At 69.1% G+C, this 24,304-nt stretch carries 23 protein-coding genes and 2 tRNA genes; 14 read left to right on the plus strand and 11 right to left on the minus strand.

The annotated features are described in order from the left end of the window. Positions 1–155: 155 nt before the first annotated feature. Complete coding sequence (locus J2Y49_RS13370; protein ID WP_310115341.1) at positions 156–2,225, plus strand: methyl-accepting chemotaxis protein; 2,070 nt, start codon at positions 156–158, stop codon at positions 2,223–2,225. 63 nt (positions 2,226–2,288) lie between these two features. Here J2Y49_RS13370 and J2Y49_RS13375 read toward each other — a convergent pair whose 3' ends face one another. Both J2Y49_RS13375 and J2Y49_RS13380 read right to left on the minus strand, forming a co-directional pair. Continuing rightward, on the minus strand, positions 2,289–3,029 hold the full coding sequence (locus J2Y49_RS13375; protein WP_310115342.1) for a ChrR family anti-sigma-E factor: 741 nt from the start codon (positions 3,027–3,029) through the stop codon (positions 2,289–2,291). Then, positions 3,026–3,685: a sigma-70 family RNA polymerase sigma factor gene (locus tag J2Y49_RS13380; protein WP_310115343.1), complete on the minus strand. Its 660-nt coding sequence runs from the start codon at positions 3,683–3,685 to the stop codon at positions 3,026–3,028. Before J2Y49_RS13380 ends, J2Y49_RS13375 begins: the two co-directional genes overlap by 4 nt. Before the next feature lie 215 nt (positions 3,686–3,900). Here J2Y49_RS13380 and J2Y49_RS13385 point away from each other — a divergent pair, with 215 nt between their 5' ends. Genes J2Y49_RS13385 through J2Y49_RS13400 form a run of 4 tightly spaced genes read left to right on the plus strand, consistent with a single transcriptional unit; the run spans position 3,901 to position 7,971 of the window. Beyond that, positions 3,901–5,295, plus strand: a complete 1,395-nt coding sequence (locus J2Y49_RS13385) for an FAD-dependent oxidoreductase (RefSeq protein WP_310115344.1) — start codon at positions 3,901–3,903, stop codon at positions 5,293–5,295. Then, on the plus strand, positions 5,295–6,155 hold the full coding sequence (locus J2Y49_RS13390) for a DUF1365 domain-containing protein (protein WP_310115345.1): 861 nt from the start codon (positions 5,295–5,297) through the stop codon (positions 6,153–6,155). The genes J2Y49_RS13385 and J2Y49_RS13390 overlap by 1 nt, the downstream gene beginning before the upstream one ends. A gap of 24 nt (positions 6,156–6,179) precedes the next feature. Continuing rightward, positions 6,180–7,427 carry a cyclopropane-fatty-acyl-phospholipid synthase family protein gene (locus J2Y49_RS13395; RefSeq protein ID WP_310115346.1) on the plus strand — a complete coding sequence of 416 codons (1,248 nt, stop codon included), beginning with the start codon at positions 6,180–6,182 and terminating at the stop codon, positions 7,425–7,427. 16 nt (positions 7,428–7,443) lie between these two features. Further along, positions 7,444–7,971: a DUF3833 domain-containing protein gene (locus J2Y49_RS13400; RefSeq protein WP_310115347.1), complete on the plus strand. Its 528-nt coding sequence runs from the start codon at positions 7,444–7,446 to the stop codon at positions 7,969–7,971. On the opposite strand, the gene J2Y49_RS13405 is transcribed toward J2Y49_RS13400, so the two are convergent. From J2Y49_RS13405 to J2Y49_RS13415, 3 genes are all read right to left on the minus strand, one after another. After that, positions 7,934–8,380 carry a nuclear transport factor 2 family protein gene (locus tag J2Y49_RS13405; protein ID WP_310115348.1) on the minus strand — a complete coding sequence of 149 codons (447 nt, stop codon included), beginning with the start codon at positions 8,378–8,380 and terminating at the stop codon, positions 7,934–7,936. The genes J2Y49_RS13400 and J2Y49_RS13405 overlap by 38 nt on opposite strands. Positions 8,381–8,391: 11 nt before the next feature. Continuing rightward, entirely contained in the window at positions 8,392–9,192 is an 801-nt protein-coding gene (locus tag J2Y49_RS13410; RefSeq protein WP_310115349.1) for an SDR family NAD(P)-dependent oxidoreductase, read from the minus strand. A gap of 70 nt (positions 9,193–9,262) precedes the next feature. After that, positions 9,263–9,517, minus strand: a complete 255-nt coding sequence (locus J2Y49_RS13415; RefSeq protein ID WP_149222980.1) for a hypothetical protein — start codon at positions 9,515–9,517, stop codon at positions 9,263–9,265. A 390-nt stretch (positions 9,518–9,907) separates the two neighbouring features. Between J2Y49_RS13415 and exbB the strand changes: the two genes are divergently transcribed. Genes exbB through J2Y49_RS13435 form a run of 4 tightly spaced genes read left to right on the plus strand, consistent with a single transcriptional unit; the run spans position 9,908 to position 13,504 of the window. Continuing rightward, positions 9,908–10,861: a tonB-system energizer ExbB gene (exbB, locus tag J2Y49_RS13420; protein WP_310115352.1), complete on the plus strand. Its 954-nt coding sequence runs from the start codon at positions 9,908–9,910 to the stop codon at positions 10,859–10,861. A 5-nt stretch (positions 10,862–10,866) separates the two neighbouring features. Further along, positions 10,867–11,295 (plus strand): TonB system transport protein ExbD, encoded by a 429-nt coding sequence (gene exbD / locus J2Y49_RS13425; protein ID WP_310115353.1) that lies wholly within the window; start codon positions 10,867–10,869, stop codon positions 11,293–11,295. Beyond that, complete coding sequence (locus J2Y49_RS13430) at positions 11,292–12,176, plus strand: energy transducer TonB (RefSeq protein WP_310115354.1); 885 nt, start codon at positions 11,292–11,294, stop codon at positions 12,174–12,176. Before exbD ends, J2Y49_RS13430 begins: the two co-directional genes overlap by 4 nt. 50 nt (positions 12,177–12,226) lie before the next feature. Continuing rightward, a complete protein-coding gene (locus J2Y49_RS13435; protein WP_310115355.1) occupies positions 12,227–13,504 on the plus strand; it encodes a PepSY-associated TM helix domain-containing protein in 1,278 nt (425 codons plus the stop codon). Between the two features lie 41 nt (positions 13,505–13,545). Here J2Y49_RS13435 and J2Y49_RS13440 read toward each other — a convergent pair whose 3' ends face one another. Beyond that, complete coding sequence (locus J2Y49_RS13440) at positions 13,546–14,124, minus strand: hypothetical protein (RefSeq protein WP_310115356.1); 579 nt, start codon at positions 14,122–14,124, stop codon at positions 13,546–13,548. Positions 14,125–14,343: 219 nt separating this feature from the next. On the opposite strand from J2Y49_RS13440, the gene J2Y49_RS13445 reads away from it, so the two are divergent. From J2Y49_RS13445 to J2Y49_RS13455, 3 genes are all read left to right on the plus strand, one after another. Then, positions 14,344–14,419, plus strand: a tRNA-Asn gene (locus tag J2Y49_RS13445). A 4-nt stretch (positions 14,420–14,423) separates the two neighbouring features. After that, positions 14,424–14,500, plus strand: a tRNA-Asp gene (locus tag J2Y49_RS13450). A 190-nt stretch (positions 14,501–14,690) separates the two neighbouring features. Then, positions 14,691–15,437, plus strand: coding sequence for a glucose 1-dehydrogenase (locus J2Y49_RS13455; protein ID WP_310115357.1), 747 nt, complete (start codon positions 14,691–14,693; stop codon positions 15,435–15,437). 102 nt (positions 15,438–15,539) lie between these two features. Here the strand turns inward: J2Y49_RS13455 and J2Y49_RS13460 are convergent, their stop codons facing one another. Both J2Y49_RS13460 and J2Y49_RS13465 read right to left on the minus strand, forming a co-directional pair. Continuing rightward, on the minus strand, positions 15,540–16,163 hold the full coding sequence (locus J2Y49_RS13460) for a DUF3306 domain-containing protein (protein WP_310115358.1): 624 nt from the start codon (positions 16,161–16,163) through the stop codon (positions 15,540–15,542). Further along, positions 16,156–16,722 carry a DUF3305 domain-containing protein gene (locus J2Y49_RS13465; protein ID WP_310115359.1) on the minus strand — a complete coding sequence of 189 codons (567 nt, stop codon included), beginning with the start codon at positions 16,720–16,722 and terminating at the stop codon, positions 16,156–16,158. Before J2Y49_RS13465 ends, J2Y49_RS13460 begins: the two co-directional genes overlap by 8 nt. Before the next feature lie 130 nt (positions 16,723–16,852). On the opposite strand from J2Y49_RS13465, the gene J2Y49_RS13470 reads away from it, so the two are divergent. After that, a complete protein-coding gene (locus tag J2Y49_RS13470) occupies positions 16,853–17,266 on the plus strand; it encodes a hypothetical protein (protein WP_310115360.1) in 414 nt (137 codons plus the stop codon). A gap of 6 nt (positions 17,267–17,272) precedes the next feature. Here the strand turns inward: J2Y49_RS13470 and J2Y49_RS13475 are convergent, their stop codons facing one another. Together J2Y49_RS13475 and J2Y49_RS13480 are read right to left on the minus strand one after the other, a co-directional pair. Next, positions 17,273–18,046 (minus strand): phytochelatin synthase family protein, encoded by a 774-nt coding sequence (locus J2Y49_RS13475; protein WP_310115361.1) that lies wholly within the window; start codon positions 18,044–18,046, stop codon positions 17,273–17,275. Positions 18,047–18,288: 242 nt separating this feature from the next. Then, a complete protein-coding gene (locus J2Y49_RS13480; protein ID WP_310115362.1) occupies positions 18,289–21,438 on the minus strand; it encodes a carbohydrate-binding domain-containing protein in 3,150 nt (1,049 codons plus the stop codon). A gap of 423 nt (positions 21,439–21,861) precedes the next feature. On the opposite strand from J2Y49_RS13480, the gene J2Y49_RS13485 reads away from it, so the two are divergent. Continuing rightward, positions 21,862–23,031 carry an AI-2E family transporter gene (locus tag J2Y49_RS13485; RefSeq protein WP_310115363.1) on the plus strand — a complete coding sequence of 390 codons (1,170 nt, stop codon included), beginning with the start codon at positions 21,862–21,864 and terminating at the stop codon, positions 23,029–23,031. 154 nt (positions 23,032–23,185) lie between these two features. Here J2Y49_RS13485 and hppD read toward each other — a convergent pair whose 3' ends face one another. Next, entirely contained in the window at positions 23,186–24,259 is a 1,074-nt protein-coding gene (hppD, locus tag J2Y49_RS13490) for a 4-hydroxyphenylpyruvate dioxygenase (protein ID WP_310115364.1), read from the minus strand. Positions 24,260–24,304 lie beyond the last annotated feature (45 nt).

Consider the following 24,304-nt stretch of genomic DNA (forward strand, 5'->3'; position numbering starts at 1 on the left):
AAAAATCAAATAACCCAAGAGTATTTCCTGCGGTTCAACGCAGGGTTCATCCGATTTCGACTGTTTGCCGTGACGAAGGTGACGAAACGGTTTAGAGTGATTTTGCGTCGAAGGGCGCAAATCGTTTGTACTCTTAACGTGCGAAGTGCCTGATCATGGTCGCTGCCGGCAACATTCTCCACGTCATTTCAATCCGGGCGAAGGTTGTGGCGGTCGCGGTGTTCGTGTTCGCCGCGGTCGGCTTGTCCTCGGTCCTCACCATGCGCGACATGGGACGGCAGACCGAGCATCTGTCCGATGTCCAGCGTGAAACCGGCGATGTGGTCGGCCGGATCATCCCCCTCGTGTCGCTGGTGGCGGAGATCCGGCACGACGTGGTGCAGACACAGCAATGGCTGACCGACCTGTCGGCCACGCGCGGTCTGGACGGTCTGGACGACGGCGGGGCGAAGGCGGCCGATTTCGCCCGCCGCTTCGGGGAGCACACCGCCAGGGCCGCCGATCTGGCGCGCGAACTGAAGCTTCCGCAGGTGGTCGCCGAGATCGAGAAGACCCGCACCGCCTTCGGTCCGTTCTATGAGACGGGCCAGCGCATGGCCAAGGCCTATGTCGCCGGCGGGCCGGCGGCCGGCAATCCGATGATGGGCCAGTTCGACGACGTCGCCGAGGTGCTGGGCGCCAGCCTGGAGGCGCTGGGCGTCAGCGTGGTCGCCGTCAGTTCCGACCGGTTGAGGGCGCTGACCGCCGGCATCGAGGAGGTGCGGGCGACGGCGGACGGGCTGCGCCTGACGCTGATCGGTGCTGGTCTGGCCATCCTGCTGATGGCGTCCGCCTGCGTGGTGTTCCTGGAGGTGGCGATGATCCGGCCGATGGAGCGGCTGCGGCGCGCCATGGTTGCGCTTGCCGGCGGCACGCTGGATGTGGAGATCGGGCTGACGGATCGCCGGGACGAGATCGGCCACATGGCCGATACCGTGCGGGTCTTCCAGCAGAGCGCGCAGGAGAACGCCCGGCTGCGTGCCGAGCAGGAGGAGACCCGCCGCCGTGGCGAGGAGGAGCGGCGCCATGCGCTGGAAGCGATGGCGGAGAAGGTGGAGCAGGAGACCCGCGTCGCCGTCGACCATGTGGCGGAGCGCACCTCCCGCATGAGCACCAATGCCGGCGCGATGGCCGAATCGGCGGTTCAGGTCAGCGACAATGCCCAGACCGTCGCGGCTGCCGCCCAGCAGGCGCTGAGCAATGCCGAAGCCGTCGCCGCCGCGACGGAGGAGCTGTCGGCCGCCATCGCCGACATCGGGATGCAGGTGTCCACCGCCGCCGACGTCACCGGCCGGGCGGTGGACCGTGCCGGTCTCGCCCGCTCCACCATCGAACGGCTGTCGGCCTCGGTGGAGCGCATCGGCGCCGTCGCCCGGCTGATCGGCGACATCGCCAGCCAGACCAATCTCCTGGCGCTGAACGCCACCATCGAGGCGGCGCGGGCCGGCGATGCCGGGCGCGGCTTCGCCGTCGTCGCCAACGAGGTGAAGAACCTCGCCAGCCAGACCGCGCGCTCCACCGAGGAGATCGGCTCGCTGATCGCGGAGGTGGAGGCGGTGACGGCCTCGGCCGTCGGCGCGGTCGGCGAGGTGTCGGAGACCATCGACGAGGTGGCCGGCATCTCCTCCTCCATCGCTGCGGCGGTGGAGGAGCAGGCGGCGGCGACCCACGAGATCGCCCGCTCCGTCGGCCAGACCAGCGAGGCCGCGAAGGAGGTGTCGCTGCGCATCGGCCGCGTCTCCGCCGAGGCGAGCTCCACCCAGAACCGCGCCGGCGAGGTGCGGACCGTCGCCGTCGACGTGGCCGGCGGCATCGACGCCCTGCGCAACGTGCTGATCCGCGTCGTCCGCACCGCCACCACCGACGTCGACCGCCGCCAGCGCCCGCGCTTCGCCGTGTCGATCGACTGCACGGTCGAGGGCGCCGGCGCGCCACCGGTGCGCGCCACCATCGCCAACCTGTCGTCGGGCGGCGCCATGCTGACCGGCGCTCCCGAACGGCCGGCCGGCGCGCCGCTGGTCCTGCGCATCGACGGCGTCGCCCGGCCGCTCGCGGCCCGCATCAAGTCCAGCGAGCAAGGCCGCCTGCACGTGAAGTTCGACCTGTCGGACGCCGACCAGGCTGCCTTCGACCGCGATGTCGAACGGTTGACACGTGGGCTGACGCCGCTGGAAGCGGTGGCATGAGGAGTCGGAGGTTCGACCTGAAAGCCAGCCGCCTTAGTACCGCATGCCCTAAAGCCCGATGCCCTATAGCCCAATGAACGGCTGCATCAGCCGCCCCATCAGCCCGGTGAAGCGCAGCGGCGCGTCGGTCGCGATCAGGCAGATGCAGTCGCGGTGGCTGTCGGCGATGGGCTGATGGTCGGTATCGCCGTCGACCTCGGCAAGATCGCCGGGACCGTAGCGGCCGAGTTCATCGGCGAAATGGCCGCTCAGCACCACGGTCAGCTCCAGCCCGCCATGGCCGTGGTGGGGCAGGGCGGTGCCGGGGGCGATGCGCAGAAGCTGGGCGGCACCGCCCGATGCGCTGCGCGGCATCAGCTCCACCCGCCGGACGCCGGGCGCCAGACGCTGCCATGCCAGCCCGTCCAGTTCGGCCGCCCTTGGCACATAGGGTCTCAACGGTGCGGGAAGAGCCGGGCCGCATCGTGGCCCCGGACCGGCCGGCCGGCGGCTGACCCACAGTGCGCCGGCCCGTCCGGCCTTGCACGGGTTGGCGGGGGCCTCCTCCAGATCCAGGCGGGCCAGCGTGGCGGACAGCGACAGGGTTTCGAGCGGTGCGGGCGGCAGCTCCTCCAGCAGGGCGCCGCCCAGCGCCTCCACCTCCGCCAGGGCGGCGCGGCAGTCGGGGCAGTGGGCGAGATGGACGGCGACCGCCAGCGACAGCCCTTCCGCGAGGCTGCCGGCGCCATACGCCACCAGCAGGGCGTCGCTGGGATGGTGGTTCGGCAGGACGGCTTGGGCAGAGGTGGGTTGGCGGGCGGTCATCGGTCGTCGTCTCCCAGCGCCTTGCGGATCTTGACCATGGCCAGACGCAGGCGCGATTTAACTGTGCCCAGCGGCACATCCAGCCGTTCGGCGATTGCCGGGTGGGCGAGGTCGGCGAAGAAGGACAGCTGAACCACCTCCGCCTGTTCCGGCGTCAGCTCGGCCAATGCGCCGCGCAGGCGGCGGGCGCGGCGGTCGCCGTCCAGCAATTCGTCGGCGCGGGGGCGGTCGTCCTCATGCTCCAGCAACTCGTCGTCCGACACCTCCGGGTGGCGTTCGCGGCGAAGCGCGTCGATGCGCAGGTTGCGTGCGATGGTGAAGACCCAGGTCGCCGCCTCCGCCTTCGCCGGGTCGTAGAGCGAGGCCTTCCGCCACACCGACAGCATGGTGTCCTGCGCCAGATCCTCCGCCCGCTGCGCCGGCATGCCCAGTTTCAGCATGTAGGCCTTCACCCGCGGGGCGAAGTGGCCGAACAGCCGGGCGAAGGCAATCCGGTCGCCGGAGGCCACCGCGACGAGATCCTCCGACAGCCGCGCCGCCAGCGCATCGTCTGGACATCGGGCGGGAGGCGGGGCAGGCAGGTGCCGGGCTGGCCCGGTCCTGGTCCGGGCCGGGCCGGCGGCATGCGAAAGCAGTGAGGCCAGCGGTGCGATCATGGCCAGGATACGCCAACGCTGCCGCTTCGGATCACCGCCGGTGAGACATTTATCGGTGCGCGTTTCGTCCACTCGACCGGAGCGCCGGAAAGCGCGAGCGTGGCATGATCCAACCGCGGCCGACCGCCGTATCTGGATCATTCGCGCCGGACCTACCCATTTCGGATAGGGTCCGGTCCCGATAACGCCCAAGACCCCGAGAAGGGCCGTCCGCCATGCCGCTTTCCGACCCCGCCCTTCCGCCATCGGCCCCGCTCGACATCGCCGTGATCGGCGCCGGCATCGCCGGGCTGTCGGCGGCCTGGCTGCTGTCGAAGGCGCACCGCGTCACGCTCTACGAGAAGGAGGACCGGCCGGGCGGCCATGCCAACACGGTGGAGGCCGATGGTGCCGGCCCGGTCGATACCGGCTTCATCGTCTACAACGAGCCCTGCTATCCCAATCTTGTGGCGCTGTTCGACCGGCTGGGCGTGCGGACCCGCGCCACGGACATGAGCTTCGCCGCCTCGCTCGACGGCGGGCGGGTGGAGTATGCCGGCAGCTCGCTGGGCACGCTGTTCGCGCAGAAACGCAACCTGCTGCGCCCGCGTTTCTGGCGGATGCTGGCCGACCTGCTGCGCTTCTATCGCGAGGCGCCGGGGCTGTTGGCCGAGTTGTCGGAGGGGCCGGCGGCGGAGACGCTGACGCTGGGCGACGTCCTGGTCCGCGGCGGCTATTCCGACGCCTTCGTCCGCGACCATCTGCTGCCGATGGCCGCCGCCATCTGGTCCAGCCCGGCCGAGGCGATGCGCGACCATCCGGCCGCCGCCTTCATCCGCTTCTGCGACAACCATGGCCTGCTGAAGATCAAGGGCCGCCCGGTCTGGCGCACGGTGGAGGGCGGGAGCCGCAGCTATGTCGAACGCATCCTGGCTGACATGCCCGGCGCGTTGCGCCTGAACTGTGCGGTGGAGGGGATCGCCCGCGAGGAGGGGCGCGTCCTGGTGCGCGATCGCCGCGGCAACCTGCGCGCCCATGACCATGTCGTGATCGCCACCCACGCCGATCAGGCGCTCGCCCTGCTGGAGGATGCGGGCGAGGAGGAGCGCCGGCTGCTGGGCGCCTTCGGCTACGAGCGCAACCTCGCCATTCTGCACACCGACGCCGCCCTGATGCCGAAACGCCGGGCCGTGTGGTCGAGCTGGAACTATCTCAGCCGGCAGAGCGATGGCGGCAAGGATGGGGACGCCGTCTGCGTCACCTACTGGATGAACCGGCTGCAGGGCTTCCTGCCGCGGGAGCGCGACCTGTTCGTCACGCTGAACCCGTCCCATCCGCCGCGCGAGGGCAGCATCCTGCGCAGCGTTCTCTACGACCACCCCATCTTCGGGATGGCGGCGCTTGCGGCGCAGAAGCGGCTGTGGACCCTTCAGGGCCAGCGGCGGACCTGGTTCGCCGGCTCCTATTTCGGCGCCGGATTCCACGAGGACGGCGTGCAGGCGGGGCTGGTGGTGGCCGAGGCGTTGGGCGGCCTGCGCCGGCCCTGGACCGTGCCGAACGAGTCCGGCCGCATCCATCTCGGCCCGTCGCCTGCGCCGGCCGCCCGCGCCACCCGGCTGGAGGCCGTGTGATGGAGCGCCATCAGGAAGAGCGGCGCTTCGCCTCCGGCCTCTATGTCGGCACGGTGATGCACCACCGGGTGAAGCCGGTGCGCCACCGCCTGTCCTATCGTGTGTTCAGCCTGCTGGCCGACCTGGACGAGCTTCCCCGGATGGACCGCGAACTGCGGCTGTTCGCCCACAACCGCTTCGGCCTGACCGGTTTCCACGACCGCGACTTCGGGCCGTTGGAAAGCAACCCTTCGCGGTCGGATGCCCTTCTCCCGCAAGGGGAGAGGGGCTTGAAAGCTTGGGCGGAGGCGCAGCTGGCCGCGGCCGGGATCGAGGCGGGCGGGCCGGTGCGGCTGCTGTGCTTTCCGCGGGTGCTGGGCTTCGTGTTCAACCCGCTCTGCGTCTGGTTCTGCCACCGGCCCGACGGGACGCTGGCCGCGATCATCCACGAGGTCAGCAACACCTTCGGCCAGCGCCACGCCTATCTGATCCCGGCGGAGCGCGGAGCGGACGGGCTGGTGCGCCAGAGCTGCGACAAGCGGTTCTACGTGTCGCCCTTCATGGACATGGAGACCGCCTATCACTTCCGCATCCGCCCACCCTCGGGCGAGCTGGGGGAACCGCTGTCCGTCTCGATCCGCCAGACCGACGCGGCGGGGCCGGTCCTGCATGCGTCGCTCGCCCTGCGGCGGGTGGAGCTGACCGATGGCGCCATCCTGCGCGCCTGGGCCCGGCACCCGCTGATGACCGCCAAGGTGGTCGCCGGCATCCATTGGGAGGCGCTGCATCTCTGGCGCAAGGGGCTGGCGATCCGCCCGCGCCCGCCCGCGCCTGCGCATCCGGTGACCGTCGTCGGCACCCCCGCTTCGACCCGCTTCTGACCGTTCCCGAGAAGGCTTTCCCGCATGACCGACATCGCTGCGCCCGCGCTTCGCCGTCCCTCCCGGTGGCTGCGGCTGGTGACCGGACACGATTTGTGGACCGGCGCGCTGCTGAGGCTGGCCGCCCGCATCCGCGTCGGCGAACTGACCCTGCGCCTGCCGGACGGGCGGACGATGCGGTTCGGCAACGGGACAACCGGCCCCCGCGCCGATCTGGCCCTGCTCGACGGATCGGCGGCGCGGCGGCTGGTGCTGGGCGGCGGGATCGGCATGGCGGAGGCCTATGGTGACGGGCTGTGGCACAGCGGCGACCTGCCGGCGCTGATCGAACTGGCGATCCGCAACGAGGCGGCGCTGAAGGGCGTGCTGAAGGGCACGATGGCGGCGTCCGCGATCAACCGGCTGTTCCACCGCAGCCGGGCCAACTCCCGCCGTGGCAGCCGCCGCAACATCGCCTTCCATTACGACCTCGGCAACGAGTTCTACCGGCTGTGGCTCGACCCCGGCATGACCTATTCCTCCGCCCTTTACGAGGATGAGGGGCAGAGCCTGGAGGACGCGCAGGACGCCAAGATCCGCCGCGTCGCCGAGCTTCTGCAATTGCAGCCCGGCGACCGGGTGCTGGAGATCGGTTGCGGCTGGGGCGGCATGGCGGAGCATCTGGCCGGCCGCGGCGGGGCCTCGGTCGTCGGGCTCACCCTGTCGGCGGAGCAGCTGTCCTTCGCCCGCCGCCGCATGGCGGAGTCCGGACTGGCCGGCTCGGTCGATCTGCGGCTGATGGATTATCGCGATGCCGGCGGCAGCTTCGACCGCATCGTCTCCATCGAGATGATCGAGGCTGTGGGGGAGGAGCATTGGCCGCGCTATTTCGCCAGCCTGCGCGACCGGCTGGTTCCCGGCGGGGCGGCGGTGGTGCAGGCGATCACCATCGACGACGCCCGGTTCCAGCACTACCGCCGCAACTGCGACTTCATCCAGCGCCACATCTTCCCCGGCGGGCTGCTGCCCTGTCCGTCGGCCCTGCGAACCGAGGCGGAACGGGCCGGGCTGGTCGTGGAGCATGTCGAGACCTTCGGCGCCTCCTATGCCCGCACCTGCGCCGAGTGGCGCCGCCGCTTCCATGAGGCCGCGCCGCAGGTCGCCGCCATGGGATTCGATCCGCGGTTCTGCCGGCTGTGGGACTATTACCTCGCCTATTGCGAGGCGGGATTCCGCGCCGGAACCATCGATGTCGGGCTCTGGCGCTTCCGCCGGCCCGGCTCCACACCCTGAACGGGGGACTCCTGCCATGAAGGTCGAGGATTTCGCCGGGACGGGTCCGGAATTGCGGATCGAGCGCTATTTCGCCGGCCGCACCCGTGCCTGGGGCCTGTTCGAGGACCGGTTCGGCACCTTGCGCCGCAGCTTCACCGTCGTCATCGACGGGCATTGGGACGGGCGCGAGCTGACGCTGGACGAACGGTTCGACTATGCCGATGGCGAGACCGACCGCCGGGTCTGGCGCATCGCCAGGACCGGGGAGGGCCGGTACGAGGGGCAGGCCGACGACGTGATCGGCAAGGCGGTCGGCCGGTCGGCCGGCAACGCCCTTAACTGGACCTACGAGATGGCGCTGAAGGTCGGCGGCGGACGCTGGCGGGTGCGGTTCGACGACTGGATGTGGCTGCAGCCGGGCGATGCGCTGATCAACCGGGCCAACGTCTATCGCTGGGGATTGTGGATCGGCACCGTCAGCCTGTTCTTCCTGCCCGAAGGGCGGATGATCCAGCCGGGCGCCGTCAACGCGGCGGTGCCGCCCCCAGCCGCCGCTGAATGAGGCGCAGCGGGGCGCCCAGCACCGGCAGGCGCAGGTAGACATGCTCGCCGGAATCCCAATGGTCGATATGCTCGGTCACCCGGCCGTCGGGAGCCTGCCGGATCTCGCTGGTGCCGATGACGTCCATCCGGCCGATGCCGGTCACCGTCGCCTCGAACCGCCAGCGCAGGATCGCCAGATCGTCGGCGGGCAGCCGGTGCGTGACGGTGAAGCGCAAATCCCGGCAGCCGTTCAGCGTGTGGAGCAGCGCCGCGCGCACCGCGTCGCGCCCGCGGGCGTCGTTGAAGGGATCGCGGAAGCGCACCTCCGGCACCGTCAGCGCGGTCAGCCGGTCGAGCGTGCCGTGGCTCAGCGTCTCGAAGAAATCGGTCCAGGCGTCGAGCCCGCGGCTTTTCAATTCATCCGTCATGTTCCCCGCCATCATGCCCCCGTCACCTTGCGGACCAGCGGGAAGTAGGCCCGATACGGCAGCAGGCGCGCCAGCTTCAGCTTGCGGATGAAGCGTTTCGGGAAGGCGATTTCGAAGCCGCCGCTCTCCAGCCCGTCGGCCAGTTCGCGCGCGGCATCCTCCACCGGCATGAGGTCCGGCATGGAGAAGCCGTTGCGGGCCGTCAGCGGCGTGTCGACGAAACCGGGGCAAACCAGCTGGAGCCGGATGCCGACGCGGTCGCAGTCGGGCTTCAGCGATTCGCACAGGTTGATCAGCGCCGCCTTGGTCGGGCCATAGGCCGCGGCGGTCGGCAGGCCGCGGTATCCGGCGACGGAGGCCACCACCGCGACATGCCCGCGGCCACGGGCGCGCATCCGCGGCAGCAGCGCCTCCAGCCCATGGACGACGCCCATATAGTTGACCTCCATCAGCCGGCGGGCGGTGTCGGCCGAGAAGTCCTCCAGCGACATCGGGATGTGGGTGCCGGCGTTCAGCACCGCCCGATCGATCGGACCCAGCCAGCGTTCGATGGCGACGACCGTGGCGGCGGTCGCCTTGCGGTCGGTGACGTCCAGCGGGAAGATCCGCATGCGCTCGGCCGACAATTGGGCGGTTGCGGCCAGATCCTCGGGGTTGCGGGCGGACAGCGCCACCCGTTCGCCCGCATTGGCGAGGTGGATCGCCAGCGCCCGGCCGATGCCGCTGCTGGCACCGGTGATCCAGGTCAGTGGCTGAGTTGGCGGTGTCCCGCCATTCGGATCGGCCTTTTGGCCGTTTTCCTCGCCGTGCATGGTGCGCTCCGCAGCTTTCCCCGCTCCCCCCTACGCAGCCATGGTCTTGGCGGATCACCCGATCTCGGCCCTACCAGATGCGGCGGGCCAGCTGGTCGCCGCGCTGGGACAAATCGCGCATCAGCGCCCGCGCCTCGTCCTCGCCGGTCCATTGGGCGACCGATTCGATGCCGTCAGGGCTGTCGGCGGCGCCATCGCGACCGCCGTCGCGGTCCTGCGGCATGCCGAAGACCTGTCCGGCCCGCGCCTCCACCACGGCGAAACGGCCATCGCAGGCGACCAGCCGGAAGCTGCCCTTTTCCTCCACAACCGAAACGCGGTCCATCGGCTTCCTCCTCGGGATGATATCGACCGAGGGTTCAACCCGGGGCGGCGTCTGATTGTTGCGCGGTTCCGGTTTATTTCAGCCGGTCTGGCCGATTGAAAAGATCGCGATTTTCCCGCGACAGAGCGGCGGTTTGGTGGTACTGAGACTTAGTCGCAGCATCGAGTCCGCACCGTTCATGGCCCTTGAACAGTTCGCAAGGCCAACGGAACGGCGACCGAGCTGTTTGAAATTCCCGCAGAAAATGACCCGATTGCGTGCGGAAGAGGTCGATTTTCCGTGCGAGTGCGACTCATTCGCATTATAACCGCGGTGGGGGCTTTGCTCTGGAGTGTCATCGGGTTTTTGCATCGCGCGTGCCGGACACGCGTCGAGGGGAGTTGGACCGCCATGCCGACATCGTTTCGCCACCGTCCTGTTCTGGCTGCCGTCCTTGCCGGCGCCGGGACGTTGATGGCCGGCGCCGCCGCCCGCGCGCAGCAGGCTGCCGCACCCGCCACCGTCGCGCCCGCCGCGCCGACGGTGCCGGAGGCGGTACAGGGCGCGGTGCCGGATGTGGCGCAGGGTGTGGCGCAGGGCGTGGCTCCCGCCGCCCAGGGTGCCGCGGACGCGGCCGCCGCACTGGCCACTCTTCCGCACGACCTGTCGCCCTGGGGCATGTTCATCGCCGCGAGCCCGGTCGTTCAGGCGGTGATGGTGGGTCTGGCGCTCGCCTCCGTCGTCACCTGGACCATTGCCATCGCCAAGGCGGTCGAGCTGTCCGCGGCCAAGCGCAAGGCACGCGGCGCCCTGGCGATGCTGGAAGAGGCGCGCTCGCTGTCCCAGGCGGCGGAGCGGGTCGGCTTCAGCCAGGGCACGGCGGCGGCGCTGGTCCGCGCGGTGGTCGCCGAGACCCATCTGTCGGCCGATGCGCCGTCGCGTGACGGGCTGATGGACCGCGCCGCCTCGCGGCTGGAGCGGATCGAGGCGGCGGCCGGCCGGCGCATGGCGCGCGGCACCGGCATCCTCGCCACCATCGGTTCGACCGGCCCCTTCATCGGCCTGTTCGGCACGGTGTGGGGCATCATGACCAGCTTCATCGGCATCTCGAAGGCGCAGACCACCAACCTCGCCGTGGTGGCGCCCGGCATCGCCGAGGCGCTGCTGGCGACCGCCATCGGCCTCGTCGCCGCCATTCCGGCGGTGGTGGTCTACAACGCCTGCACCCGCGCCATCGGCGGCCACAAGGCCCAGCTGACCGACGCGTCGGCGGCGGTGCTGCGCCTGCTGAGCCGTGACATCGACCGCCATGCGCTGCCCCGTGCACAAGCACAGGTCCATGGCGGTTCCCGGGCGGCGGAGTGACGGCGATGGGTGCGCGCCTGGGCTCCGGCAACGACGACGAACTGACCGAAACGCATGAGATCAACGTCACGCCCTTCATCGACGTCGTTCTCGTCCTGCTGATCATCTTCATGGTGGCCGCACCGCTGGCCACGGTGGACGTGCCGGTGGACCTGCCGGCGTCCACGGCAACGCCGACGCCGCGGCCGGACAAGCCGCTGTTCCTGACCATCCAGGCCGACAAGACCCTGTCGCTGGGCGACACCCCGACCACCAAGGAATCGCTGGGTGCCGCGCTCGACGCCGCCACCCATGGCGACAAGAGCCAGCGCGTCTTCCTGCGCGCCGACAAGACGGTGGATTACGGCGCGCTGACCGAGGTGATGAACAGCCTGCGCGGCGCCGGTTACCTGAAGATCGGCCTCGTCGGCCTGGAAACGGCCCCCGCCCCATGAGCGCGGCGTCCGATTACGGTGCGGCGGACTGGTCCGCCGCCCTTTCCGACGACGGCAGCGAGCGTCCGGCCCGCGGCTTCGCCCGCTGGGGCGGCAGCCTGCTGCTGGCGCTGGGCGTCCATGCCGCGGCCGGCGTCGCGATGGTGGCGTGGCATGTGCCGATCACGCCGTCGGAGGCGGACCCGCCGGCCGTGCTGCTGGAGTTGGCTCCGCTGCCGGTCGCCCCGCCGGAGCCGGCCCCCGTTCCAGCCATCGACATCCCCTTGCCGGAACCGATGCCCGAACCGGTCATCGAACCGCTTCCCGAACCGCCGCCGGAACCCGAACCGGTGGTCGAGGAACCGCCCCCGCCGCCGGAGCCGCCGCCCGTGGTCGAGCCGGAGGTGGTGCTGCCCAAGCCGCCGCCCGAACCGCCGAAGCCCAAGCCCGAGGTGAAGAAGGAAGCGCCGAAGCCCAAACCTGAGAAGCCGAAGCCGCCACGCCCGGTGGCCCAGCCGGTGCAGCAGGCGCAGCCCGCACCCGCCGCCGCCCCGCCGGCTCCGGCCGTGGCTCCCGTCCCGGCGGCCCCGGCACCGTCGGCCGCACCCAGCCGCGCGATTCCGACCTGGCAGGGCCGCGTGCTCGGCCATCTGGAACGGCACAAGCGCTATCCGCGCTCCGCCCAGGCCCGCCGGCAGGAAGGGGTCGCCCAGGTCCGCTTCACCATCGACCGCGAGGGGCGCGTGCTGTCGGTCCAGCTCGACCGCAGTTCCGGCCACAGCGTGCTGGACGAAGAGACGGTGGAGATGGTCCGCCGCGCCTCCCCGCTGCCGGCCCCGCCGGACGAGATGGCGCAGGACCGCATCGAACTGGTCGTTCCGGTCCAGTTCTTCATCCGATAGGGCACGTCCCTCCGTCGCCCCTCAAAGCCATCTCCCTCAAGGTCGTCGCCATGGCCAACGCCAGCAAGCCGCGCAGCCAGCGCCTGTGGTACCGCACGCTTCAGAACATTCACCTGTGGGTCGGCCTGATCCTCTGCCTTCCGCTGGTCCTTCTCGGCATCACCGGTTCCATCCTGGTGGTGGAGGACGAGCTTCGCGCGCTGACCGGCGACACGCCCGCCCAGGCGATGGCCGACGGACCGATTCAGCCGGTGTCGGCGATCCTGGCCGCCGCCCGCGCCGCCGCTCCGGCCGGCACCCAGCCCGGATTCCTGATCCTGCCCGAGGAGCCGGGCCGTCCGGCGGTCGTCCGTCTGGTCGCGGCGCGCGGCGGAGAACGGGGAGGTGAACGGGGAGGGCAGCAGGGCGCACCGCAAGGTGGCGCCCCAGGAGGCGCTCCCCAGGGCGGCGCTCCCCAGAGTGGGCCGCCGCAGGGGCCGATGGGGATGCTCAGCATCGATCCGGTGTCGCTGGCCGTGCTTGGGGATGCCAATCCGGCCCAGGCGTCCGGCGGCTTCCTGCGCACGGTTCACATCCTGCACGGCAACCTGCTGATCCGCGACCGCAGCGGGCGCGAGATCGTCGGCTGGCTGGGCGTCGCGATGCTGGTGCTGGGCGTCAGCGGTCTGGTGCTGTGGTGGCCGCGGCCCGGCCGCTGGAAGGCCGCCTTCACCGTGAAGGCCGGAGCCCGCGGCGTCCGCCTGCACCGCGACCTTCACGGCGCGGTCGGCATCTGGTCGCTGGCGGTCTTCATCGTCGTCACCTTCTCCGGCGTCTATCTCGCCTTTCCGCAAACCTTGGGAGCGGGGGTGTCATCGGTCCTGCCGGCCCGCGACCTGCGCGCCGCCGTGACGGTCCAGCCGGTGAAGGGCGCCACCCCCATCGACGTCGACCGCGCGGTCGCCCTGGCGCGGGAGGCCCTGCCGGGAGCCGAACTGCGCTCCGTCTCGCCGCCGGCCCGGCCGGACCAGGCCTATCGGATCGGGCTTGCTCCGGCCGGTCAGGCGCATGGTGCGCCGGCCGCGACGGTCTTCGTCGATCCCTGGGCGGCCCGCGTCGCCGAAGTGCGCGATCCCGCAACCTACAGCGCAGGCGAGACGGTGATCGCATGGCAGCGCCCGCTGCATGCCGGCGAAGGGCTGGGACCGCTGTGGAAATGGGCGGTCTTCCTGTCCGGCGTCCTGCCGCCGCTGTTCGCCGTCACCGGCACGCTGATGTGGTGGCTGAAGCGCAAGGCCCGCCGGGCCAAGGACGCGGAGCGCGCGGCGGCCCTCGCCACCGCTGGGTGAGGTTTGTTCAGGGGAGCGTCGGCGACGATGCTCCCCGCCCGTTACCGACGCAGCGGCACCGCCCGCTTCACCAGCCGGCGGTCCATGTCCGCGGCGGTGACCGTGGGTTCGCCCTGGCTGCGCATGACGAAGGCAAAGGTGTCCATCACCCGGTCCAGCACGATTTCCTGGTCGTCCGGGCGGCGGCTGACCGACACCACCGCATAGCCGGCGGCACGCGCCACCGCCGGGTCGCCGCGCAGGCCGCGCACGCCCCAGCCGGCCAGCGCGTCCTTGCAGCGGAACAGCTCGGCGGCGAAACCACCCGCCGACTGGGTGCGGCCGACCACATAGGCGGCGGCGACCGCCAGCGGCGCCAGCAGCCCGTCCCAATCCAGGCAGTCTTCCCGGCCGACCCAGACGCCGCCGACCGAACAGGCGGCGGCACCGATCGCCTCGCCCAGCCCGGCGCGGAAGGCGCGCAGCGAGTCCACCGCGTCCGCCGCCGGCATCGGCTCCACCCGTCGTCCGTCCGGCATCAGCATCAGCCGGCCCGCCCATTCCGACGAAGGCGGCAGCTGTTCGGTCAGGCGCGCGAGCAGCGCCTCGCGGGCGGCGGCGAAGGGAACGACCTCGGACATCGGGGCCTGCGGCAATGGTGGGGAGGAGAGAGGGCGAGAAAAAGCCTGAGATGCCCCGAACTGTCAAGAGCAAGCCTGAACGGCGGCAACCCATGGCTGCGCCGCAGGTGCTTTGTCACAGGCAAACGGCGCGAAACCGGCCTTCTCCGGAAAAAATGCGCAGCTTTGCATTTTTCCGCTTGCCAGGATCCGCCAGCGCTTTTATAAGGCGGCCTCTGTTCCCGGTTAGCTCAGTTGGTAGAGCAGCGGACTGTTAATCCGCTTGTCGCTGGTTCGAGTCCAGCACCGGGAGCCATCGCGCGGGTGTAGCTCAGTTGGTTAGAGCGCCGGCCTGTCACGCCGGAGGCCGCGGGTTCAAGTCCCGTCACTCGCGCCATTCTCTCCTATATCTCTCCAAATCGATGTAGCGGATGATGGCGACTGCCCCACCGGGCGGCTTCGCGCTATCATGCGTTCTTCGCCGTGTTCACGATGCGGCCGAAAGCGCCGGTTCCCTGTTGTACGGAGTCCGCGCGCCGAACGGCCGCGCGCTTATGGGAACGCGAATTGCCGGGGAGGAACCGCTCATGCGTTTGTCAGGGAAAGTCGCCGTCGTCACCGGTGGCGGATCGGGCTTCGGCGAGGGCATCGCCCGACGCTTCGCCGCCGAAGGCGCCCGCGTCATCGTCGCCGACCTGGACGAGGCGGCGGCCGGCCGCGTCGCCGACAGCCTGGGCGAGACGGCGCTCGCCGTGCGCGCCGACGTCGCGGTGGGGGAGGATTACGGGGCGATCGTCTCCACGGCGATCGGCGAGTTCGGGCGGCTCGACATCCTGGTCAACAATGCCGGCTATACCCACCGCTACGGCTCGATGCTGGAGGTGGACGAGGCCACCTTCGACCGCATCTATGCCGTCAACGTGAAGTCGATCTATCACGGCGCCATCCACGCGGTGCCGGTTTTCCGCGCCCAGGGCGGCGGCGTCATCCTGAACATCGCCTCCACAGCCGGGCTGCGGCCGCGGCCGAACCTGACCTGGTACAACGGCTCCAAGGGTGCGGTCATCACCCTGACCAAGTCGATGGCCGCCGAACTGGCGCCCGACCGCATCCGCGTCTGCGCCATTGCCCCGGTGGCGGGCGAAACCGGCATGCTGCACCGCTTCATGGGGCAGGACACGCCGGAACGCCGCGAGCAATTCCTGCGCAGCATCCCGCTCGGCCGGCTGACGACGCCCGACGACATTGCCAACTCGGCGCTCTACCTCTGTTCCGACGAGGCGGATTTCCTGACCGGCGTGTGCCTGGAGGTCGATGGCGGGCGGTGCATCTGAGGGGAGGTTAGACCCAGCCTCCCCCCTCTCCCCCCGGGAGAGGGTCGGGGTGAGGGGGAGGCACTGCGTGATCTTTGGGTAAATCCAGGAGTGCTTCCCCCCTCACCCTACCCCTCTCCCCGGGGGAGAGGGGATTACCGCTGCATTGCGAGGTGTGTGTAATCTGCAATCGCCCAGCGGGGTAGGGTCGGCGTCAGGGCAGGTGGCGTCCCCCGGCAACTCGCCGTCAGCCAACTCCTCTTGGCTATCGGCCACCACCACCTCCTCCTCAACCTCCTCCTCCCGCTTCTCGTCGGGCAGCACGGCGTCGAGCAGGCGGGCGATGTCGTCGGTGGGCCGCAGGGCGCCATAGCCGGGGGCGTTGTAGTCCCAGTCATATTCGGCGAAGCCGCGGAAGCCGGCGATGGCCGGGTCGCTGGCCCAGGCCTTGCGCAGGGCCTGGCGGCGCAGTTCCTCCGGAACGTCGCGGCGCAGGAAGCCGGTATAGTCGCTGCCGGCGTCCAGGCTGTCGAGCGGGGGCAGGTCCGACAGGTCCGGCGCCTCCTCCTCATCCGCCGCCGGAGGGGCAGCGGCGATCTCAGCCGGGACCGCGGCCGGGGCGCCGTCCACCCGCTCCGGCACCATCGGCTGGATCGGCGTCTCGACCGGCGCCTCCTCCGTCCGCGTCTCGCGCTTCCGCCGCGACCAGCGGCCGAGGAAGCCTTCCGTGCCTGCGGGGTCAGCCATGCCGGGGCCGCTCCGTCCCGCGGTGCCGGGCCAGGGCTTCGGTGTCGGCGCGGTCGCGTTTGCGCTTGTGGAAGGGGCGTTCGACATGATGCCGGGCGACGAAGCCGTCCATCCACAGCAGCAGAGGAATCGGCAGCGCCAGCGGCTCGATCACGTCGTCGCCGGCTTCAGCATGGGTGTCGATCTCGCCGGGGTCCACGGTGACGGCCAGCAACCGCATCCCCGGCGCGGGGCCGCCCGGCCGCAGGATGATGTAGGCGCAGGGCTTGCCGCCGTCGAGATTGTGCTTGTAGTTCTCCGTCTCGGTCGGGAACAGGGCGATCTCGGCGGTGCCGGCATAGTGGCGGCTCCAGTCCGGCCCCTCCGCCACCACGCTCCAGTCGGGCCGGTCGGGTTCGGGCGGGACCAGAAGGACCGGTTGCCAGCGCGCTTCGATCCAGGGATTGTCGACACGCCGCCGCTCCACCACGACGCCGACCGTCCGCCGTTCGGCACGGTCGGGCGGAGAGGCCGGGTGGGTTGCGGGCATGGCCTGCGCGGATGGGAACTCGGTGGGCATGGGCGGTGTTCCTGATGGGCTGGAGGCGGACTCCGTCCCCGCTACAACGCGCCGGCGGGCGATTGGTGCCGCCGGCTCGCCGAATGCCCCCGAACTACGGCCAAACCGCCCCCGAACCTGAGGATGCGCCATGCGCAAGTTCGCCGCCGCCCTACTGCTGTCCAGCCTTCTCGCCGGCCTGCCGCTGGTCGCCACCGCCCAGCAGCCGGCCCAGCATGAACCGGCTCAGCAGCAATCAACCCAGCCGGTGGATTCCGGAGCGAAGGAGACGACCGGCGACGCGCTTGCCCGCGACGGCAACGTCCAGCAGAGCCAGGACCCGCTCCCCAGCCAGCAAGGCAACAAGCCGCCCAACCCGACCAGTTCCGCCGCCACCGGCAGCGGGGAGCTGCAGCAGGCGCTCGCCGACGTCCGCCGGGCGCCGCCCGACCTGAACGGCACGCCGGTCCCGCGCCCGAACCAGTGGGCAAGCGAGCCCGACCAGCGCAACGAGCCGACGCGCTCGCAGAATCCTTCGGACCTCACCAGCCAGGAAGTGAAGTAGCGCCGCCTATCCCGAGACCCGGCGGGCGCGGACGCGGATCAGGCCGCTGCCCTGCGGATCGGCGCGGTCCGGCTTCAGCATGGCGTCCAGCAGCCGGTCGTCGCCGGTCCAATAGGGCACGTACCACAGGCGGTCGGGGTCCATCACCAGCGCGCGCCGCGTCGCCGGATCATAGGCCCCCAGCGGCGCGATATGGCCGAGGCCGACGTCGCCGGTCAGCGTGCCCTGGTCGAAGGCCAGCAGGATGATGTCGTCGGCGCTGCGCTCGTTCTCGGCCAGGATGCGGCGCAGTTCCGCCAGCGTGGCGGGGGAGGCGTCGCGCGGGCGCCAGACCTCCACCTCGGCGTCGATGCCATAGGCGGCGAGGCTGCGGCGGACATAGCGCTCCAGTTCGCCGAAGGAGACGCCCTCGCCGTCCTCGGCGGTGGCGGCGCGCCAATGGTCGTCGTCCAGACGGTCGAGCAGCTGACGGCCTGTGACCAGCCGTTCCGATGCCGGCCCCGGCAGCCCGCGCAGTGCGTTCAGCATCATCGTCACGCTGGCCAGCGAACAGGAGGCGCTGGTGGTCTGCGGCACGTAATAGGGGCTGAGCGCCCAGTAATCCGGTGCCGGGGCGCTGCGAAGATAGTCGGCGGCGCGGGTGATCGGCACCGCGTCGGGGCCGAATTTCGGCTTCTGGTCTTCCTGCGCCCGGGCCGGCACCGTGCCGGCGATGCACATCAGCAGGCCGGCCATCATCGCCGTCACCATCCCGCCTGCCGTTTTCGCGGTCCTGTTCATCTGCGTCATCAATGGAAACGGTCTCTGTCGGTCCGGCTTCGATCGGGAGTCCGCATATGGTGCGCGGCAAGGCTGGAGCCAAGCCGGGGCAATGGCCCACGCCGGAAACGCCTGTGGACGAACGCTGATGGGCGGAGCCCACCGCTGCCCGACACCGTCGAGCAGGACAGGATCCGCCCATTGCGAAGTTCGGCGCACCGGAGGGATCACCCCCCCCGGTGCCGCCGTCCGGGATCGTGCGATCAGACGCCGTCCCAGAACTGTTCCATCCCGGCCGCCGCGGTGCCGACCACACCCATCTTCGCCCAGGCGAGGTCGTGGATGCCCATGTCGAAGGCCGGCGAGGATGCCTGCAGAGAGTAGTCGCCCCAGTAGGGATTGGTGAACATCGGCTTGGCGCTGACGTCGTGGTCGCCGTACTTCGGCACGTTGTAGACCAGATTCTGGTCGATGACGAAATCGTTGGCGCTCAGCAGCTCGGTGTAGTCGTCCAGCGGCAGGGTCCCCATCACCACGTTCTTGGTGATCGTGTTGTTGTGCGGATCGCCGGCCGTGCCGTGCACCGGCTGCCATTCGATGCGGATGAAGTCTTCCTTGTTGCTGGCGATGACCGAGAAGTTGTTGGTCACCACGTTGTTGTCGCCGCCATGGATCTGCACCGAGGCCCAATCGGCATCCTTGATGAAGTTGTCCTTGACGGTGACGCCGCCGGCCATGTCGTCCAGATAGATGCCGAAGCCCTTCTGGCCGTACATCCAGCTGTCCTGGGCGCTGGTGGCGAGGCCGTTGGCATGTTCGATCCGGTTGCCCTGGATGATCAGGCCGGTGTTGGTGCTGGACCGGCCGAGGATCTCGATGGCGCCGCCGTCGGCGGTCTCCAGCCCGGTGTAGGAGACGTTGTTGTACTGGATGACGTTGTTGTGGTTGGCCGTGTTGGTGCTGCCGCCGTAATCCTTGAACGAGATGCCGTAGCGGGCGCTGTGGTCGATGTCGTTGTTGGAGATGACGTTGTTGTCGACGCCGGTCCCGAAGATGCCGGACACCGCCTTGCGCACTTCGCCGATGTTGCTGATGCTGTTGGCGTAGATGGTGTTGCCGTTGCTGCGGCCGTCCATCTCGATGCCGTTTTCCGCCAGATGGTTCAGCGTGTTGTGGGCGATCTGGTTGTTCGACGAGCCCGAGCTGAGCCGGATCGCCGTGCCGACGTTCAGGAAACTGTTGTCGCTGATGTGGTTGCCGTCGGCATTGTTCAGCAGCAGTGCGTCGCCGCCGGTGGTGGTGTTCTTGAACGTCAGCCCGTCGATGGTGACGTCGTTGGCGCCGGTCAGCTTGATCAACGTGCCGAGCCGCGGCACCTCCACGCCGGTCGACGCGAAGCCGGAGCTGGCGGCCTTGTACAGCAGCTTGCCGTCCGACGCGCGCCAGGCGAACTCGCCCGCCTGATCGACGTAAGAGGCGTTGTTCAGCAGCTTGTAGGTGGTGCCTTCCGCAAACGGCAGCGAGGCGCCGTTCTTCAGCTTGATCGTGCGGGTGGCGGCGTTGAAGCTGTCGATGCTGGTCAGCGTGTCGCCCAGCCGTTCGGCGTCCATCACCTGGATCATCGTGCCCGGCTGGATGTCGGCGGCGGTCACCTCGGTGCCGTGGGAGCGGATGTACCAGCCGCTGGGGCCCCCCGAGGCGGCATCGGCGAACTTCCAGCCGCTGGTGACGTCGGCGGCGTCATAGGCGTACTTCTCGGCCAGATGCTGGCGCACGTCGCCGACGATCAGGTCCAGGTTGCTGGCGGTGGCGAGCTTGGCCGAATAGAGGCCGTTGCCCTCGCTGGTGAAGCTCTTCACAACTTCGCCGCCGCTCAGCACCGGCGTCTCGCCGGGATAGTTCTGGAAGCTGTGGCCGTTGTCGAGCGAGGTCAGCTCCAGCGTCTTGGTCAGGTGATAGGTGCCCTCGCGGACATAGGTGGTGTCGATGGTCGAACTGGCCCGCATGGCGGCCTGCGCCTTTTCCAGCGAGGCGAAGGGACCGTCGGTGCCGTCGGCGTTCGGCGCCGACAGCTTGCCGGACCAGCTGTCCTTGCCGTTGGCGGCGACGTAGAAGGCCGGCTTGGTCGGCGGGGTCGGGACCGGGTTCTGCGGGACGGGCGTGTCGCCGAACATCTCGGCGCCGGCCTTGATGTTCAGGGCGCCGCCCCAATACAGGCCTTCCTGGCCCTTGACCACGTCCTTGCCGTCGACCGCACCCTTGTCATAGGTGACGATGCTGTCGGTGACGGGAACGGTCTTGCCGTTGATGACCACCGACTTGACGAACAGGTTGCGGTCGACGCCGTTCACCGTGGCGTCGTTGTCGTACCAGACCTGGACCGTGTGGGCCTTGGTCGGATCGATGTCGGCGGTGAACTTGTAGCCCGTGGTGGTGGCCGACGCCTTGGCGTCGCCGATCACCTGCCCGTCGACCAGCAGCTTGAAATGCGCCGCCTGTCCGCCGGCCGAGGTGCCGTAGGCGTTGACGACGATGTCGACCGGCTTGGTCGGGATCGGCGGGGGCGGCGGGACATAGGCGCCGCCGAAATACTCCTCCGGCACGCCGAAGGACAGGGCGCCGCCCCAGAACAGCCCTTCCTGGCCGGCGACCACGAATTTGCCGTCCACCGGACCCTTGTCGTAGGAGGCCATCTCGGAGGTGGCGGCGATGGTCTTGCCGTCGATGTTGATCGACTTGACGTACAGGTTGCGGTCGACGCCGTTCACCGTGGCGTCGTTGTCGTACCAGACCTGGATCTTGTGAGCCTCGTTGGGGTCCACCTTGGCGGTGAAGGTGTAGTCGGTGGCCGAGGTCGCGTTGACCCAGGCGTCGCCCACCACTTCGCCGTCGACCAGCAGTTTGAAGTGCGGGGCCTGGCCGCCGGCGCTGATGCCGTAGGCCTTCACCTTGATGGTCGTGGTCATGGTCGCGGTGTCGGTGCCGGTGTCGACCGGGGTCGTCGAGAACAGCGTGGCGGGCAGCGCGACGTTCAGCGCGCCCGGCCAGTACATCTCGCTCTGCCCGGCGATGACGTTCAGCCCGTCGATCTTGCCGGTGTCGTATTTCACCGAGGGATCGATGGCGAGGATGGTCTTGCCGTTCACCTCGAAGGACTTGACGAACAGATTGCGGTCGACGCCGTTAACCGTGTCGTCGTTGTCGTAGACCAGTTGGAGGGCGTGGGCCTTGTCGGCCGGCACGTTGGCGGTGAAGACATAGCGCGACTGGGAGGCGGAGGCGACGGTGGCGTCGCCGATGACCTTGCCATCGACAAGCAGTTGGAAATGCGGCCATTTCCCGCCGGCCACGGTGCCCCAGGCATTGACCGCGAAGGTGACCTTGATCGTGCCGTCGGTGTTGGTGGTAGCCATTTTGGAACTCCGCTTTATGGGTATCGCCTTGTTCCGCAGGCTCGTCTGTTAGCCTTAATCGGGTACTAACACTTATGGTTAGGAAATTATGAATAAGGTGGTTTTCCGTGGCATGAATGAGACAAAAAACGGGCATCGATCCTTGGTCATGAATCAGCCAAAAATGAAACTTCCACGTTCAGGGGAAACCCGGAGCAGTCGATCGGCAGGTTTTTCCCGGCCACCTTGAGCTTGGCTGTTTGTATTTATCGAAAGCGTTGCGAAATAAGCTCAAACACCACTTTTTTGAACCGTTGACTTGGCGTGACGGGATCACCTCCCACGAGAGGCACCCTGCCGGGCGAATGGAACCGAAAGGCCCGGAACTGCGTCTAGAACGAGCGTCCCCGGCGACGCAGGATGCGGCATGCGGAGGCGGAGAGCGTGGACAGCGGAACGGACGGCGGGCGCTGGGATGACGGGCAGGGGGATGACGGGGAGCGGCAGGGCAGGGGGCGCGTCGACCGCGTCAACCTCGCCCTCTGGCTGCTCGGCATCCTGGCCGGGGTGGCGGTTTTGTGGGTGTTGCAGGCGGCGGCCTCGATCCTGATCCCGGTCATCTCGGCCTTCTTCGTCGCCGTCGCCGTCGCTCCGGTCAGCCGCTGGGTGCGCGAGCGGGTGCCGCGCCGCCTGTCCTGGCTGGGACTGGCCGCGTCGATGCTGCTGATCCTGGGCATCCTGGCCGCCTTCTTCGGCGGAATGGCGCTGGTGGCCCAGCGCGTGGCGGAGGATTTCCCGCAATATGCCGAGGCGTTGGGCAAGCTGTGGGCGAAGGTCAACCAGTGGATCCAGGGCGCCAAGGCCGATCTGGCGCCGGCGGCCGGACAGGGTGGGGAACAGCAGGCCGGGCAGGGCGGCGGCGAGGTGCCGGTCGATCCGATCACCGGCTTCGCCAAGGCGGCCCTGTCATCGGCCGGCCAGACGGCCTCCATTCTGGTGCTGACCGTCTTCCTCGCCCTGCTGATGCAGCTGGAAGCGCCGGTCTGGCGGGAGAAGATCGTCATGACGCTGGGCCGCGAGCGCTGCCAGACCGCTGTGGAGGCGGTGGCGGCCATCGCCCAGCAGTTCCGCCGCTATCTGGTGGTCAGCAGCGTGCTGGGGCTGATCACCGGTGCGCTCTATATCGGCTGGCTGTCGCTGTTCGGGGTGGATCTGGTCCTGCTGTGGGGCCTGCTGGCCTTCCTGCTGAACTATGTGCCGGTGGTGGGATCGGTGGTGGCCGGGGCGCTCCCGGTCCTGCTGACCGTGGCGACCAAGGACGCCGGCACCGCGACGGCGGTCGCCGCCGGCCTGCTGGTGATCGAGCAGGTGATGGGCAACTTCGTGGCGCCGCACATGCAGGGCAAGCAGCTGGCGATCTCGCCCCTGGTGGTGATGATCGCGCTTCTGCTGTGGAGCTGGCTGTGGGGAGCCGCCGGCGCGCTGCTGGCCGCCCCGATGGCGGTGTTGATCGCCATCACCCTGAACCATGCCGACGCGCTGCGTCCCTTCGCCATCTTCATGAGCGACAAGAGCGACCGCGAACGCTTCGACGCCCACACAAGGGCGGAGTGACCCGGACCGGCGGGAGGTCGCCGGTCCAAAGACATTAAAAAACACATAACAATCATTATGGAAATTTAGTTCAAGTGCCTCCCAAGGCGGAAACGCCGCCCGGTCTTGCGACCGGACGGCGTTCGGAGCCCTGCCTGTGGAACCCGCATGACGATCAGGCGGCGTTCTCGCTCAGCACGCCGCGGCGGATCTGGTCGAGTTCGATGGATTCGAACAGCGCCTTGAAGTTGCCCTCGCCGAAGCCCTCGTTGCCGATGCGCTGGATGATCTCGAAGAAGATCGGGCCGATGACGTTCTGGGTAAAGATCTGCAGCAGCAGGCCCTGGCCCTCGGTCGGGGCGCCGTCGACGAGGATGCGGTTGGCGCGCAGGCGCTCCAGATCCTGGTTGTGGCCGGGCACGCGGGCATCGATGCGCTCGTAATAGGTGTCGGGCGTGTCCTGGAACGGCGTGCCCATGCCGCGCATCGTCTCCACCGTGTGGACGATGTCGTTGGTGCCCAGCGCAACGTGCTGGATGCCTTCGCCCTTGTAGTCGCGCAGATATTCGACGATCTGCGACTTGTTGTCGGCGGACTCGTTGATCGGAATGCGGATCTTGCCGCAGGGGCTGGTCATCGCCTTCGACCGCAGGCCGGTCAGCTTGCCTTCGATGTCGAAGTAGCGGATCTCGCGGAAGCCGAACAGGCGGGTGTAGAAGCCGGCCCACTCCTCCATCCGCCCGGTGTGGACGTTGTGGGTCAAATGGTCGATGTAGGTCAGGCCGGCGCCCTTCGGATGCTGGTCCACCCCCGGCAGCGGCACGAAATCGACCTCATAGATGCTGTCGCGCTCGCCATAGCGGTCGACGAGGTAGATCAGCGAATCGCCGATGCCCTTGATGGCGGGGATGTTCAGCTCCATCGCGCCGACCCGGTTTTCGACACCCCAGGCGCCGAGATCGACGGCGCGGCGGTAGGCGAAGGCGGCGTCGGCGACGCGGAAGGCGATGGCGCAGATCGACGGGCCGTGCTGGGCGGCGAAGTTGCGTGGGAAGCCCGACGGCTCGGCATTGACGATGAAGTTCACGTCGCCCTGGCGGTAGAGCGTGACGTCCTTGGACCGGTGGCGGGCGATTGCCGAGAAGCCCATCTGCTCGAACAGGCGGCCCAGCGCCACGGTGTCCGGCGCGGTGAATTCGATGAACTCGAATCCGTCGGTCTTCATCGGGTTTTCCCACATGTCGGCCATGATCGCCTCTCCCTTGGTTCATTATGCGATCAGTATGCCGGACTG

It is taken from the genome of Azospirillum sp. BE72 (assembly GCF_031455875.1).
In the GTDB taxonomy this organism is placed as follows: domain Bacteria; phylum Pseudomonadota; class Alphaproteobacteria; order Azospirillales; family Azospirillaceae; genus Azospirillum.